The sequence below is a fragment of the Streptantibioticus silvisoli genome, assembly GCF_027947535.2.
In the GTDB taxonomy this organism is placed as follows: Bacteria; Actinomycetota; Actinomycetes; order Streptomycetales; family Streptomycetaceae; genus Streptantibioticus_C; species Streptantibioticus_C silvisoli.
The window spans coordinates 13,004-28,283 of the sequence record NZ_JAAGKO020000022.1 but is presented as its reverse complement, the minus strand read 5'-3'; the positions used below and the strand labels follow the sequence as shown (position 1 = coordinate 28,283).

The following is a 15,280-nucleotide window of genomic DNA, read 5'->3' as shown; positions in this document are numbered from 1 at the left end:
GACATGGCAACACGTGCGCGCGTCCGGGCCCCCGAGCTGGTCGGCAGGGGTGGCTGGCTGAACACCGGCGGTAAGGAAATCACACTGGCGGACCTGCGGGGATCGATCGTGATCCTCGACTTCTGGACGTTCTGCTGCATCAACTGCCTGCACGTGCTGGACGAGTTGCGGGAGCTGGAGGCACGGCACCGCGACACCGTGGTGATCGTCGGCGTGCACTCGCCGAAGTTCGTGCACGAGGCGGAGCACGCGTCGGTGGTGGACGCGGTCGAGCGGTACGGCGTGGCGCACCCGGTGCTGGACGACCCGGACCTGGCGACCTGGAACCAGTACGCGGTCCGGGCCTGGCCGACGCTGGTCGTCATCGACCCGCAGGGCTACGTCGTCGCGCAGCACGCCGGCGAGGGGCACGCGCACGCCATCGGGAAGCTGGTGGAGGAACTGGAGGCGGAGCACACCGCCAAGGGCACGCTGCGCCGCGGCGACGGACCGTACGTGCCGCCGGAGCCGGAGCCGGCGGACCTGCGCTTTCCCGGCAAGGCGATCCTGCTGCCCGGCGGAAACCTGCTGGTCAGCGACTCGACACGGCATGCCCTGGTGGAACTGGCCGCCGACGGCGAGACCGTCGTGCGCCGGATCGGCACCGGGGAACGCGGCCTGGCGGACGGCACCGCGGACACCGCGCGGTTCAGCGAACCGCAGGGCCTCGCGCTGCTGCCGGACGGCCGTACCGTCATCGTCGCCGACACCGTCAACCACGCGCTGCGCGCCGTCGACCTGGCCTCCGGCGCGGTGACGACGCCGGCCGGCACCGGACGGCAGTGGATGCACGGCGCGCCCGTCAGCGGTCCGGCCGGGGACGTCGCGCTGTCGTCGCCGTGGGACGTGGCGTGGTTCGACGACCGGGTGTGGATCGCGATGGCCGGCACGCACCAGCTGTGGACGTACGACCCGGCGGCCGGCACGGTCGGCGTCGCCGCCGGTACGACGAACGAGGGGCTGGTCGACGGTCCGGCGGCGCAGGCGTGGTTCGCGCAGCCGTCCGGGCTGGCGGCGGCCGGCGACCGGCTGTGGCTGGCGGACTCCGAGACCTCCGCGCTGCGGTACGTGACGAAGAACGCCGATGGGGATGGGGACGGGGACGGGGACGGGGACGCCGACGGCGACGGGGAGAAGGGCGGCTACCGGGTGCGGACGGCCGTCGGCACCGGGCTGTTCGACTTCGGCCACCGGGACGGCGACGCGGACCAGGCGCTCCTCCAGCACCCGCTCGGCGTCACCGTGCTGCCCGACGGCTCGGTCGCGGTCTGCGACACCTACAACCACGCGCTGCGCCGCTACGACCCGGTCACCGGCCAGGTCAGCACCCTCGCGACGGATCTGCGCGAGCCGTCCGACGCGGTGGTCGTCGACGGCGACGTGGTGGTCGTGGAGTCCGCCCGGCACCGGCTGACCCGGCTGCGGCTGCCGCAGGAGGCGGTCCGGGTGGAGTCCGCCGCGCACCGCACCCGGCGGCCGGTCACCGACGTGGCGCCGGGACGCCTGCGGCTCGACGTGGTCTTCTCCGCGCCGGCCGGCCAGAAGCTCGACCAGCGCTACGGTCCCTCGACCCGGCTGCTGGTTGGCGCCACGCCGCCGGAACTGCTGGTCGCCGGGGACGGCAAGGGCACCGACCTCTTCCGCGACCTGGAGGTGAACCCCGAGGTCACCGAGGGCGTGCTGCACGTCTCCGCGATGGCCGCGTCCTGCGACGACGACCCGGACAACGAGTACCCCGCCTGCCACGTCCACCAGCAGGACTGGGGCGTCCCGGTCCGGATCACCGGGGGCGGCACGTCCCACCTGCCGCTGGTGCTGGCCGGCCTGGACCCGACGGACCACCCGCGCGACCCCGGCTGAGGCCCGGCACGGCCCGGCACCCGGCGCCAGCGCCCCGGCCCCGGCACGTCCCCCGTCCCGCGCGGCCCCCGCGCAGGACCTCCCCGTGCGCGCCTCCGCGCAGGAGCAGGCCCTACCCCTGGAGGAACGCCGTGATGGCCCGGGCCAGCAGGGACGGGTCCTGGGCGCCGCACAGTTCGCGGGTGGAGTGCATGGACAGGATCGCGATGCCGACGTCGATGGTGGTGATGCCGTGCCGGGCCGCGGTGATCGGGCCGATGGTCGTACCGCAGGCGGTGGCGTTGTTGGAGACGAACGACTGCCACGGCACGCCGGCCCGCTCGCAGGCGGCGACGAACAGCCCGCGGCCCTGGCCGTCGGTGGCGTAGCGCTGGTTGACGTTGACCTTGAGGATCGGGCCGCCGTTGGGCACCGGGTGGTGGCCGGGGTCGTGCCGCTCGGCGTAGTTGGGGTGCACGGCGTGGCCGGTGTCGGAGGACAGGCAGACGGTGGCGGACAGCGCGCGGGCCCGCTCGTCGAAGCCGCCGCCGCGGGCGTAGACCGAGCGGTCCAGCACGGTGCCCAGCAGCGGGCCGTCGGCGCCGGTGTCGGTCTGGCTGCCGGTCTCCTCGTGGTCGAACGCGGCCAGCACCGGGATGTACGCCAGTTCGGCGCCGGAGGCGGCGACCGCGGCCAGCGCGGTGGCACCGGCGTGCACCGAGACCTGGTTGTCGAGCCGGGCGGCGGCCAGCAGTTCCTCGTCGCGGCCCAGGTAGGCCGGCGGCTGCACGTCGTGGGTCATCAGGTCCCAGCCGACGACGTCGGCCGCCGCCAGGCCCGCCTCGCCGGCCAGGAAGCCGATCAGGTCGCCCTCGCGCGGCTCCCCGAGCCCCCAGATGGGCTGGAGGTGGCGCTGGCGGTCCAGCGCCAGGCCCTCGTTGACCGAGCGGTCGAGGTGGATGGCCAGTTGCGGCACCCGCAGCAGCGGACGGTCGACGTTCACCAGGTGGTGGGCGCCGTCCCGGGTCACCAGGCGGCCGGCGAGGCCCAGGTCGCGGTCGAGCCAGGAGTTGTTCAGCGGGCCGCCGTAGATCTCCACCGCGACCTGCCGCCAGCCGTGGCCGCCGCTGTCCGGGCGCGGCTTGACCCGCAGGTTGGGCGAATCGGTGTGGGCGCCGACGACGCGGAACGGGGTGGCGGGACCGGCGTTGTCCGGGACGTACCAGGCGATGATCGCACCGCCGCGCAGCAGGTACCTGCCGCCGGGCGTGCCGTTCCAGGCGTCGCGCTCCTCGACCCTGGTGAAGCCGGCCGCCTCCAGCCGGGCGGCTGCGGAGGCCACCGCGTGGTACGGGGTCGGGCTGCCCGCGACGAAAGCGATCAGGTCGTCGGCGTGGGCGCGGGCTCTGTCAGGGCTCATGGCTCACCAGCATAGGAGGGACGGTTGCCGCAAACCGGCCGCGGGTCCCGCGTCACCGCAGGTGTACGCGTGAGCGCCGGCGCCGGACGCCGGGCGGGTCACGGCACCGCCCGGCGGGTGGGGTTGCCCGCCGAACGGTGCCGCGCTGTCACAGCGGTCGGACCGCCGGTACCGTCAGAACGCCTCCTCGGGCAGTTCCATCAGCTCACCGGTGACGGTCTCGGCCAGTGCGCGCTGCACGCTCAGGCCGGGCAGCACGGTCTCGGCGAAGAACTTCGCGGCCGCGATCTTGCCCAGGTAGAACGCCTTGTCCTTGGCGTTGGCGGTGGCCAGCTTGCCGGTGGCGACCGCCGCGCCGCGCAGCAGCAGGTAACCGACGATGACGTCGCCGGAGGCCAGCAGCAGGCGGGTGGTGTTCAGGCCGACCTTGTAGATCGACTTCACGTCCTGCTCGGTGGCGGCCAGGTCGGTCAGCATCGCGCCGACGATCGCCTCCAGGTCGACCGCTGCGGTGGCCAGCTTCTCGCGGGAGCCGGCCAGCTCCTCGCCGCCCGCCGCCTCGGCCAGGAACTTCTTGATCTCGCCGGAGACGGTGGTCAGCGCCTGGCCGCCGTCGCGGACGATCTTGCGGAAGAAGTAGTCCTGGCCCTGGATCGCGGTGGTGCCCTCGTAGAGGGTGTCGATCTTGGCGTCCCGGATGTACTGCTCGATCGGGTACTCCTGGAGGTACCCGGAGCCGCCGAGGGTCTGCAGCGACTGGGCCAGCTGCTCGTAGGACCGCTCCGAGCCGTAGCCCTTGACGATCGGCAGCAGCAGGTCGTTGAGCCGGTGCTCGGCGGCGGTGTCCTCGCCGGCCGCCTCCTTGACCTGGATCGCGTCCTGCACGGTGGCGGTGTACAGCACCAGGGCGCGCATGCCCTCCGCGTACGCCTTCTGCGTCATCAGCGAACGGCGCACGTCGGGGTGGTGGGTGATGGTGACGCGCGGCGCGGTCTTGTCGGTGAACTGCGCCAGGTCGGCGCCCTGCACGCGCTCCTTGGCGTACTCCAGCGCGTTGAGGTAGCCGGTGGACAGGGTGGCGATCGCCTTCGTGCCGACCATCATGCGGGCGAACTCGATGATCTTGAACATCTGGCGGATGCCGTCGTGCTTCTCGCCGAGCAGCCAGCCCTTGGCGGGGTGGTTGGCGCCGAAGGTCATCTCGCAGGTGTTGGAGGCCTTCAGGCCCATCTTGTGCTCGACGTTCGTGGCGTACACGCCGTTGCGCTCGCCCAGCTCGCCGGTCGCCGGGTCGAACTCGAACTTCGGCACGATGAACAGGCTCAGGCCCTTGGTGCCCGGGCCGCCGCCCTCGGGACGGGCCAGCACGAAGTGCACGATGTTCTCGGACATGTCGTGCTCACCGGAGGTGATGAAGCGCTTGACGCCCTCGATGTGCCAGGTGCCGTCCTCCTGCTGGATCGCCTTGGTGCGGCCGGCGCCCACGTCGGAGCCGGCGTCCGGCTCGGTGAGCACCATGGTCGAGCCCCACAGGCGCTCGGTCATCAGCTCGGCGATCCGGTGCTGCTCCTCGGTGCCCTCCTCGTACAGCACGCCGGCGAACGCCGGGCCGGAGGCGTACATCCAGATGGCCGGGTTCGAGCCGAGGACGGTCTCGGCGAAGCCCCACAGCAGCGAGCGCGGCGCGTTGGTGCCGCCGATGCCCTCCGGGATGCCCAGCCGCCACCACTCGGCGTCCATGTAGGCGGAGAAGCTCTTCTTGAACGACTCCGGCACCGGCGCGGTGTTGGTGGCCGGGTCGAAGACCGGCGGGTTGCGGTCGGCGTCCGTGTAGGACTGCGCCAGCTCGTTCTCCGCGAGCCGGCCTATCTCGGCGAGCACGCTGCGCGCGGTCTCCCCGTCCATCTCGGCGAACGGACCTGTGCCGTAGACGGCGTCGCGACCGAGGACCTCGAACAGGTTGAACTCGATGTCGCGCAGGTTCGACTTGTAGTGGCCCATACGGCTGGCTCCGTCTGCTCAGGAGGGCTGTCCCTCGCACATGTACTGCTGGGTGTCGCTGTCGCTTTCCATGATGCTACCCGTCGGTAATAAGAAGCAAGCCCCTTGGGTGCACCTCACACTCGTTACTCTGTACGTCGTGTACGGCTACGACCAGAACGCCTCCCCCGGAGCCGCGCCGCCCAGCGGCGCGCCGGGGATGTCCGGCATGCCGGGCGGAATGCCCGGTGGCATGGCGTCCGGGATGCCGGGAGCCCCGGGGCCCGGGGGGTACGGCGCGCCGCAGCAGCCGCTGTATCCCGAGCCCTCGCCCCCGTCGCTCGCCGACGCGGTGCGGGCCTTCACCACCGGCTCGATGTCCGCCGAGGACTTCCAGAGCATCTTCTCCACCTCCAAGGTGTACTGCCCGCGCGGCGACAACCCCGGATTCCTCGCGCTGCACAACACCCAGCAGCCGGTGATCCCGATGTTCAGCTCGCTCAAGGAGCTGCGCCGGTACGCGGGCAAGGAGTCGAAGTACTTCGTCATCACCGGCGCCGAGGTCATCGACCTGCTCCCGACCGGCTACGGCTTCGTCCTCGACATGGAGGGCGACCACCGCATGGTCTTCGACGCCAAGGCCGTCGAGCAGATGGTCGACTTCGCGATGCGCCGGATGTACGGCTGACGCGGTCGGCTGCGCGGTGCGCCCGGGTGAACGGCTGACGCGGCCGGCTGCGCGGTGCGCTCGACGTACGCCCGACGCGGTCGACCCCGCGCGCCCGGCGTGGCCGGCCGGGCGGGTGACCGTGCATATCACCGGAGGATTCCGGCATGCCGGGGAAATCCGCACGTATGAGTGACGGATTCCGCCGCCCGGTGAGCGGTTCGCGGACCGGACGCGTACGGGAGCGGGACAGGTCCCCCGAACCCCACCGGCCGAGGAGTCCATGAACGGCACCGGAGCACTCCAGCTCACCGACTGGCGCCGCCGCGTCGGCGAGCTGTACGCCGTGACGCGTACCGCGTGCGCCACCGACCCGGAAGGCGGTCACGCGCTGTGGCGGTCCGGGCGCGACGCGCTCTTCCGCGACCACCCGCAGTCCCCGCTGGCCCCCGGCGACCCGTTGCGCGACACCGGGCTGCCGTACTGGCCCTACGATCCGGCGCTGCGGTTCGAGCTGCCGCTGCTGCCGGCCGCCGGTGACGCCGAGCTGGGCCTGCCCACCGGCGCGGACGGCACCACGACGCTGCGCCCGGCCGGCCGGGTCCGGCTGCCGGCGCCGGTGGAGGCGGCGGTCGGCGTGTGGTGGCTGGCGCAGTACGCCGGCGGCCTGTTCCTGCCGCTGCGCGACGGCACGTCCGGCACCACCAGCTACGGCGGCGGGCGGTACCTGCTCGACACCGCCAAGGGCGCCGACCTCGGCGGTGGCGACGGCGCGCTGGTGGTCGACCTGAACTTCCTCTACCACCCCTCCTGCCGCTACGACGCCGCGTGGCAGTGCCCGCTGGCGCCGGCCGGCAACGTGGTCGGCGCCCCGGTGCGGGCGGGGGAGCGGCTGGGCTGACGGCGCCGCGGGCGGCGACCCGCACCGGCAACCGTCCGGCAGCCCACCGGCAGGAGTGCCACTGCGGGCTGCCGGGAATCGATGACGCCTTGCAGGTTGTTCACTGTTCAATTAACTTGGACGATGAAGCCGAGGAGGCCGTCATGCCAGCTGTGACCACAGACAACCCGCTGACCCTGCCGCGAGTGGCGGCGCCGGCGGACGCCAGGCAGCGTCCGGTGCTGGGTGTCGCGACCGCGCCCCAGGGTTTCGAGGGTGAGGGGTTCCCGGTGCGGCGGGCCTTCGCGGGCATCGACCACCGCCACCTGGACCCGTTCATCATGATGGACCAGATGGGCGAGGTGGAGTACGCGCCCGGCGAGGCCAAGGGCACCCCCTGGCACCCGCACCGCGGCTTCGAGACCGTCACCTACCTGATCGACGGCACCTTCGTGCATCGTGACTCGCACGGCGGCGGCGGTGTGATCAACGGCGGCGACACCCAGTGGATGACGGCCGGCAGCGGCCTGCTGCACATCGAGGCGCCGCCGGAGGAACTCGTGGTCACCGGCGGCCTGTTCCACGGCCTCCAGCTGTGGGTCAACCTGCCGCGCGAGCACAAGATGATGCCGCCGCGCTACCAGGACATCGGCGGCGGCCAGGTCAAGCTGCTGACCTCCGCGGACGGCGGCGCGCTGCTGCGGCTGATCGCCGGCGACCTCGACGGCCACCGCGGACCCGGCTCGACCCACACCCCGATCACCATGATCCACGCCAGCGTCAACCCCGGTGCCCAGCTCACCCTGCCGTGGCGCTCCGACTTCAACGCCCTGGCGTACGGCCTGGCCGGCCGCGGCACCGCGGGCACCGGCGGCCGGCCGTTCGGCACCGGCCAGTCGGTGGTCTTCGGCGCCGGCGACTCGCTGACGCTGACCGCCGACGCCGCGCAGGACGCCCACACGCCGAACCTCGAGGTCGTCCTGCTCGGCGGCCTGCCGATCCGCGAGCCGATGTTCCACTACGGCCCGTTCGTGATGAACTCCCACGCCGAACTCGCCCAGGCCTTCGACGACTTCCAGGCCGGCCGCCTCGGCAGCATCCCCGCCGACGACGCCCCGCGGACCGCGCCGAGCACCGCGCCGAAGACCGGGGAGTGACCACCGCGGTCCCTTCGGCACCCTGAACGGCCTCCCCCCGGCGTTCCGCACGCCGGGGGCCCGGCCGGTGTCGCGGCGCCCGGCGCGGCCGGTCAACGCCGGAAGCCATCGCACCGTCAACCCGGCGGCGCCGGTGCGGCCGGTCAACGCCGGAGGCCACCACACCGTCAACCCGGCGACACCGGTGCGGCCGGTCAACGCCACCCCCGTCCGCCGGAAGGCACCCCCCTCAACCCTCCTCCGGTGTCTCGTACAGCTCGAACCAGATCGACTTGCCCCAGCCCGACGGCATCACGCCCCACGCGTCGGCCAGTTCCTCCATCAGCAGCAGGCCGCGCCCGAAGGAGGCCATCTCGCCGGGGTGGCGCAGGTGCGGCATGTCGTCGCTGCGGTCGGCCACCTCGGCCCGCATCCGCCGGACGCCGGGGCGGCCCAGCACCTCGACGCTCAGCAGCGCGTCGCCCTCGGTGTGCACCAGGACGTTGGTCACCACCTCCGACACCAGCAGCGCGGCGACGTCCACCCGTTCGCGGTCGGACCAGTCGTACAGCACGGCCCGCACCTCGTCGCGCGCGTCGCGGATCTGCCGCGGTTCGTCCTGGCCGACGGTCAGCACGGTCCGGCGCGGCGGGTACGACAGGCTCTCCTCCGCCGCGCCGCGCCGCAGCAGCATCAGCGCCACGTCGTCCTCCCGGCGGTCCGCCAGCCGCCCGGTGGTGTGGTGGGAGGCGGGCCCGTGCACCGCGGTGACCAGCGCGTCCGCCAGCGTCTCCAGATCGTCGGCCGGGCCGTCGCGGAGCACGTCGAGCAGCCGGCGCCAGCCGGAGTCGAGGTCGTGGCCGCCGGTCTCGATCAGCCCGTCGGTGCACAGCAGCAGCACCTCACCGGCGTCCAGCTCCAGTGTGGTCGTCGGATAGTCGGAATCCGGTGCGACGCCCAGCGGCGGGCCGCCCGGGGTGTGCCGCACGATCGTGGTGCCGTCGGCCAGCCGGATCGCCGGGTCGGGATGGCCGGCGCGGGCGACCTCCAGCGTGCCGCTCTCCGGGTCCGCCTCCAGGTACAGGCAGGTGGCGAACCGCTGGTCGACCAGGTCCACGTCGGCGGGCTGCTCGGCGCCGTGCGGCCCGAGGTACCGGGACGCCGACAGGCCGGCCAGGAACCGCGAGGCCCGCGACAGCACCGCGTCCGGCCGGTGCCCCTCGGCCGCGTAGGCCCGCAGCGCGATCCGCAGCTGACCCATCAGCCCGGCGGCCCGCACGTCGTGCCCCTGGACGTCGCCGATGACCAGCGCGGTCCGCCCGGACGGCAGGTCGATCACGTCGTACCAGTCGCCGCCCACCTGGAGGCCGCCGCCGGTCGGCACGTACCGGGCGGCCAGGGTCAGGCCGGCGATCTCCCGCTCGTGGGTGGGCATCATGCTGCGTTGCAGGCCCGCCGACAGCTCGTGCTCCGACTCCTGGAGGTAGGCCCGCGTCAGCGCCTGGGACAGCATGCGGGCGATCGTGGTGAGGACCGACCGCTCATCCGGGGTGAACTCCACCGGCCCCTGGAAGGCCGCCATCCACGCCCCGGTGGTCCGCCCGGCGGTCACCAGCGGCAGGAACGCCCAGGCCGCCCGCCCCAGCGGCTCCACCATCGGCCAGAACCGCGGGAACCGCTGCCGGTAGGACTCCGGCGTCGGCAGGTACAGCGCCCGCCCGGTGCGGGTCACCACCGCGGCCGGGTAGGGCGTGTCCAGCGGCATCTCCAGGAACGGCTGCACGACGCTCTGCCGGTAGCCGTGCTGGCCGACCATCCGCAGCCGGTCGCCCTCGGCCGCGAAGACCGCCTGGCCCTGCGGCTCGAACCCCGGCATCGACAGCGACGCGGCCACCCGCAGCACCTCGGTGGTGCCGGCGGCCTCCGCCAGCGCCCGGCCCGCGTCCAGCAGGAACGCCTCGCGCGAGCGCCGTTCGCCGTCCGGCTCCTGCCGGAAGTACCCGGCCTGCGCCACCTCCACCAGGGTGCCGGCCGCCACCGTCGGCGCGGCCCCGTCGGCCGGCGGCACCCAGGCCAGCCGGGTGTGCAGCAACCGGGTCACCCGGCCGCCCTCGCCCACCACCCGCATCCGCGCCTCGGCCACCGTGTGCTCGGCCAGCCCCAGCGAGACCGCCGCGTTCAGGTCCACGTAGTCCTCGGGCTTCAGGCAGGCGCGCACCGCGCTCGTCCGCACGGTCCCGCAGTCCGCGGGCAGCCCCAGCAGCACCGCGGCACGCCCGTCGAGGGCGACCGTCCCGGCCGCGTTGTCCCAGCGCCACAGCCCGGTGCCGACGGTCGCCAGCACGTCGTCGGCCCGGAGCAGTTGGAGCGCGCCGTCGGTGGACATCGGGACCACTGTAATAAGACATGACCGGATATGCCCCTCGGGCCGACCGCCGTCCGGACCTCCCCGCACACGGAGAGTGAATCTCGCCGGTGCTCCGCGCGACCCGCGATGCCACGGCCCACGGTGCCACGGTGCCACGGTGCCACGGTGCCACGGCCTGCGGTGCCACGGCCCGCGGTGCTACGGCCCGCAGTGCCACGGCGAGGCGTGCGGTGTCCGGACGCGCGCCGTCCGGGAGGCGTCCCAGCGGGAACCCGGCGCCGTTCGAGCAGCAGCGGTACGTCACCCGTGCGCCGTCCGAGGGGAACCCCGCGCCGTTCGAGCAGCAGCCGTACGTCATCCGTGCCGCGTCCCGGCGGAAGTCCGGCGGAAGCCCGGCGGAGGCCGGCGCCGTCCGCGCCGCCCGCCGCGCGGTGGTGGGCGGCGAGTGGGTGGCGACCGGGCGCCGGCCATGCATATGCCGAGGACTGCGGCCATGTATATGCCAAGGACTTCGGAGGAAACGCCACGGTACCCTTGCCAAGCCTGACACCGGCCCGTTGAGGGGCTTCCCGCGATCCGACCTTGGATGGACGATGCATCGGTACCGTTCCCACACCTGCGGCGCGCTGCGCGCCAGCGACGTCGGCGCCACCGTGCGCCTGTCGGGCTGGCTGCACAACCGACGGAATCTGGGCGGCATCCTCTTCGTCGACCTGCGCGACCACTACGGCATCGTCCAGCTGGTCGCCCGCCCGGACACCCCCGCCTACGAGGCGCTGGAGCGGCAGTCCAAGGAGTCCGTGCTGCGCGTCGACGGCGTGGTGCTCGCCCGCAGCGCGGAGAACGTCAACCCCGAGCTGCCCACCGGCGCGATCGAGGTCGAGGTCTCCGCGATCGAGGTGCTCGGCGCCGCCGACCCGCTGCCGTTCCCGGTCTTCCCGGAGGACAACGCCAACGAGGAGGCGCGGCTGAGCAACCGCGTCCTGGACCTGCGACGCCAGCGCATGCACCGCAACATCATGCTGCGCTCGGCCGTCATCGCCTCGATCCGCCGCCGGATGACCGACGCCGGGTTCAACGAGATGGCCACCCCGATCCTGTCGGCCACCTCCCCCGAGGGCGCCCGCGACTTCCTGGTCCCCTCCCGGCTGCACCCCGGGAAGTTCTACGCGCTGCCGCAGGCGCCGCAGCAGTTCAAGCAGCTGCTGATGATCTCCGGCTTCGACCGCTACTTCCAGATCGCGCCGTGCTTCCGCGACGAGGACAGCCGCGCCGACCGCTCGCCCGGCGAGTTCTACCAGCTCGACGTCGAGATGAGCTTCGTCGAGCAGGAGGACGTCTTCCAGGTCATCGAGCAGATGATGACCGGGCTGTTCGAGGAGTTCGGCGGCGGCCTGCCGGTCACCTCGCCGTTCCCGCGCATCCCGTTCCGCGAGTCGATGCTCAAGTACGGCTCCGACAAGCCCGACCTGCGCGCCAAGCTCGAACTCACCGACGTCTCCCACGTCTTCGCCGGCTCCGGCTTCAAGGCGTTCGCCGGCAAGCACGTCCGCGCGCTCGCCGTGCCGGACACCGCCGGCCAGCCGCGCAAGTTCTTCGACCAGCTCGGCGACTACGCGGCCGAGCAGGGCGCCAAGGGCCTGGCCTGGGTCCGGGTCGGCGACGACCTCGCCCTCAGCGGCCCGATCGCCAAGTTCCTCACCGAGGAGGACGTCAAGGCGCTGCTCGGCGAGCTGAACGCCGGCCCCGGCCACGCGATCTTCTTCGGCGCGGGCGAGTTCGACGAGGTCTCCAAGATCATGGGCGCGGTCCGCGTCGAGGCCGCCAAGCGGGCCGGCCAGTTCGAGGAGAACGTCTTCCGGTTCTGCTGGATCGTCGACTTCCCGATGTACGAGCGCAACGAGGACACCGGCGCGGTCGAGTTCAGCCACAACCCGTTCTCCATGCCGCAGGGCGGCCTGGAGGCGCTGGAGACCAAGGACCCGCTGGACATCCTGGCCTGGCAGTACGACATCGTGTGCAACGGCGTCGAGCTGTCCTCCGGCGCCATCCGCAACCACGAACCCGACGTCATGTACAAGGCGTTCGAGATCGCCGGCTACTCGCGCGAGACCGTCGAGGCCGAGTTCGGCGGCATGCTGCGCGCCTTCCACCTCGGCGCCCCGCCGCACGGTGGCATCGCCCCCGGCGTCGACCGCATCGTGATGCTGCTGGCCGACGAGCCCAACATCCGCGAGACCATCGCGTTCCCGCTCAACCAGAACGCCCAGGACCTGCTCATGGGCGCGCCGAGCGAGGTCGGCGAGGCCCGGCTGCGCGAGCTGCACCTGAACATCCGCAAGCCGGCCGCCAAGGCCTCCGGCAAGCCGGAGTAATCCCGCGCTACGGTTCGACGGGCCCCGGTGACCACGGTCGCCGGGGCCTCGTCCGGGTCCGCCGACACGGGCTGCCGGGACGGGACGAGAGGCGGGGCGGGCGATGACGACGTGGCACGAGGTGGAGCCGGCCGGCGGCCCGGTGGAGATCCGCGGCGCGCTCGACCTGGAACGCACCCTGGCCGGCGTCCTGCCGCGTCGGCTGCCGGCCTGGACCCGGGCCCAGTACCCGGGGCCGTTCCTGGACGCGGTCACCATGACGCCGTCCGGGGTCCGGCTGGCCTTCCGCACCGCGGCCACCGCGGTCGAACTGCGGCTGCTGACCACGGTCTCGCCCACCCCCGACGACACCCGGCGCCCGGACCCCGGCACCGTCGACCTGGTGGTGGACGGCGAGCTGACCGGGTCCGCCGCCGCGCCGGCCGGCAACGTCCTGTGGCCGGACGGCGAGCTGGAGGCCGGTGAGCCGGGGACCGTACGGTTCGACGGGCTGGCGTCCGGTGCCAAGGACGTCGAGCTGTGGCTGCCGCAGGACACCCCCTGCGAACTGGTCGCGCTGCGCGCCGACGCGCCGATCACCGCGCCGGGCCCGCACGGCAGGCGCCGCTGGACGCACTACGGCAGCTCCATCAGCCAGGGCCCCGGCGCGGACCGGCCCACCGGCACCTGGCCGGCCGTGGCGGCCCGCGCGGCCGGCGTGGAACTGCTCAACCTCAGCCTGGCCGGCAACGCCGTGCTCGACCCGTTCGTCGCCCGGACGATCCGCGACACCCCCGCCGATCTGATCAGCGTCAAGATCGGCATCAACGTCGTCAACACCGCGACCTTCCGCCGCCGTTCGTTCGCCCCCGCGGTGCACGGCTTCCTCGACACCGTCCGCGACGGCCACCCCGAGGTGCCGCTGCTGGTGGTCTCACCGGTCTCCTGCCTGGCCGTCGAACACCACCCCGGCCCCACCGGCGCCGGCCCCGACGGCACGCTCGTCGCCCTCGGCGACCCCGACGACGTCGCGGCCGGCGCGCTGACCCTCACCGTCATCCGCGAGGAGCTGGCCGCCCTCGTGCGGGACCGCGCCGCCGACGACCCCCACCTGCACCACCTCGACGGCCGCGCCCTCCTGGGCCCGCACGACACCGCCCACCTGCCCGACGGCCTCCACCCCGACGCCGTCGCCCAGCACCGGATGGGCCGGCGCTTCACCGCGGAGGTCTTCGCCCGGCCGGGCCCCTTCGCCGGCCGGGACTGACACCGGCGACCGTCGCGGGTGCCGGGACCGTCGCGGGTGGCGTGGTCGGAACGCTGCCGATCCGACGTGAACAGCGCGGCGGAAACGGTCAGCGGCTCCCCACCTCCGGCCCGGGGCGGCGGCTCACGCCCCGGCCGGAGCCTGCGACTCCCCGTCCGCGTTCAGGTAGATCGCCGACACCTCCTCGGAGCGGCCGTTCTTCGACCGCAGCGCCGACTCGACCAGGACGATCCCGCCGGGCTTCGCGGTGAACACCGGCGGCTGGAAGCCGGGCGGGAGCGCCGCGGTGAAACGGGCGACGCGGGCGCGCTGGGCGTCGGTGAGGTCGGCCTCGGTGAGCACCCGCAGCTCGCCGCCGAGGAACGCGGTGACCTTGGCGGCGTTGTCCGGGTTGCCGGTGGACAGCCGCGCCCACGAGCCGTCGGCGAACGTCAGCCGGACGTCCATCCGCGCCTCGCTGTAGACCAGGTGCTCGGCGTCGGCCAGCCGGTCGCGCGGGATCTCGGCGAGCACGTCGGCCGGCCCGAGACCGGCGCCGACGCCCAGCAGCACCAGGCGCCGGTCGGTCAGTACGGCCTCGGTGCGGTACCCGGCCGGCCGGCGCCCGGGGTCCAGCTGCCACGGCAGGGTCCTGGCCAGGGTGCCCGGCGCGGCCCACAGCACGGGGAAGTCCTCCACCTCGTCGGCGGGCTCCTGCGGCGAGCCGTTGCCGTCGCTGCCGCCGAACGGGGTGCCGAGCGCGCCCAGCACCTCGGCGGCCAGGTTGAGCACCAGCGGGATGCCGATGCCCAGCGCCCGCCCGGTGCGCCGCGCGGCCCGGTCGCCCCTGGAGTGCGGGGTGAACTGCGGACCGGGCGGCCAGCCGGCCAGCTCCCCCTGGATGTCCCGGCGCTCGGGGTCGCGGAAGTACCGCTGGCCGGCCACGGCCGGGTGCAGCCCGGAGGCGAAGTTGGCGGTGAATCGCACGACGACCGTCTCGTCCGCGTCCGGGTACCAGTTCATTGCCTCGGTCTCCTTCACCGTCTCGCCGTGCGCGGGGCCCGCGCCGTTCGCTTCGTCCGCGCCGTCAGGTTGTCGGGCCATCGGGTCGTCGGGTCGTGAGGTCGTCGGACGTCGGGTTTTCACATCGTCGGGTCGTGAGCTCTTCCGGTGGTCACGTCTTCGGGACCTACGGTTTTCCGGACTTCACGTCTTCGGGACTTCACGTCTTCGGGACTTCACGTCTTCAGGACTTACGGTTTCCTGGACTTCACGTCTTCGGGACATGAGGTTGTCGGATGGTGCGGTCTTCGGGACTTCACGTCTTCGGATGTCATGCCGCTCAGATCAT

General features: G+C 73.3%; 10 protein-coding genes. 6 read left to right on the top strand and 4 right to left on the bottom strand.

Annotation, left to right across the window (positions count from 1 at the left end; genetic code table 11):
- Positions 1 to 3 precede the first annotated feature (3 nt).
- Positions 4 to 1,899 (top strand): NHL domain-containing thioredoxin family protein, encoded by a 1,896-nt coding sequence (locus POF43_RS16315; protein WP_271325086.1) that lies wholly within the window; start codon positions 4 to 6, stop codon positions 1,897 to 1,899.
- 112 nt (positions 1,900 to 2,011) lie between these two features.
- On the opposite strand, the gene POF43_RS16310 is transcribed toward POF43_RS16315, so the two are convergent.
- Both POF43_RS16310 and POF43_RS16305 read right to left on the bottom strand, forming a co-directional pair.
- On the bottom strand, positions 2,012 to 3,298 hold the full coding sequence (locus POF43_RS16310) for a M18 family aminopeptidase (RefSeq protein WP_271322883.1): 1,287 nt from the start codon (positions 3,296 to 3,298) through the stop codon (positions 2,012 to 2,014).
- A gap of 174 nt (positions 3,299 to 3,472) precedes the next feature.
- Positions 3,473 to 5,299, bottom strand: a complete 1,827-nt coding sequence (locus POF43_RS16305) for an acyl-CoA dehydrogenase (RefSeq protein ID WP_271313778.1) — start codon at positions 5,297 to 5,299, stop codon at positions 3,473 to 3,475.
- A 139-nt stretch (positions 5,300 to 5,438) separates the two neighbouring features.
- Here POF43_RS16305 and POF43_RS16300 point away from each other — a divergent pair, with 139 nt between their 5' ends.
- The 3 genes from POF43_RS16300 to POF43_RS16290 all read left to right on the top strand — a co-directional run bounded on the left by POF43_RS16300 (position 5,439) and on the right by POF43_RS16290 (position 7,982).
- A complete protein-coding gene (locus POF43_RS16300; RefSeq protein WP_372516034.1) occupies positions 5,439 to 5,966 on the top strand; it encodes an SseB family protein in 528 nt (175 codons plus the stop codon).
- Between the two features lie 262 nt (positions 5,967 to 6,228).
- Entirely contained in the window at positions 6,229 to 6,846 is a 618-nt protein-coding gene (locus POF43_RS16295) for a DUF1684 domain-containing protein (protein WP_271322884.1), read from the top strand.
- A 143-nt stretch (positions 6,847 to 6,989) separates the two neighbouring features.
- Entirely contained in the window at positions 6,990 to 7,982 is a 993-nt protein-coding gene (locus POF43_RS16290) for a pirin family protein (RefSeq protein WP_271322885.1), read from the top strand.
- A gap of 229 nt (positions 7,983 to 8,211) precedes the next feature.
- Here POF43_RS16290 and POF43_RS16285 read toward each other — a convergent pair whose 3' ends face one another.
- Positions 8,212 to 10,347: an ATP-binding SpoIIE family protein phosphatase gene (locus POF43_RS16285; protein ID WP_271322886.1), complete on the bottom strand. Its 2,136-nt coding sequence runs from the start codon at positions 10,345 to 10,347 to the stop codon at positions 8,212 to 8,214.
- Between the two features lie 575 nt (positions 10,348 to 10,922).
- On the opposite strand from POF43_RS16285, the gene aspS reads away from it, so the two are divergent.
- Together aspS and POF43_RS16275 are read left to right on the top strand one after the other, a co-directional pair.
- Complete coding sequence (aspS, locus tag POF43_RS16280; RefSeq protein ID WP_271322887.1) at positions 10,923 to 12,704, top strand: aspartate--tRNA ligase; 1,782 nt, start codon at positions 10,923 to 10,925, stop codon at positions 12,702 to 12,704.
- Between the two features lie 103 nt (positions 12,705 to 12,807).
- Positions 12,808 to 13,950: an SGNH/GDSL hydrolase family protein gene (locus tag POF43_RS16275; protein ID WP_271322888.1), complete on the top strand. Its 1,143-nt coding sequence runs from the start codon at positions 12,808 to 12,810 to the stop codon at positions 13,948 to 13,950.
- A gap of 123 nt (positions 13,951 to 14,073) precedes the next feature.
- Here POF43_RS16275 and POF43_RS16270 read toward each other — a convergent pair whose 3' ends face one another.
- Entirely contained in the window at positions 14,074 to 14,952 is an 879-nt protein-coding gene (locus POF43_RS16270; protein ID WP_271322889.1) for a hypothetical protein, read from the bottom strand.
- Positions 14,953 to 15,280 lie beyond the last annotated feature (328 nt).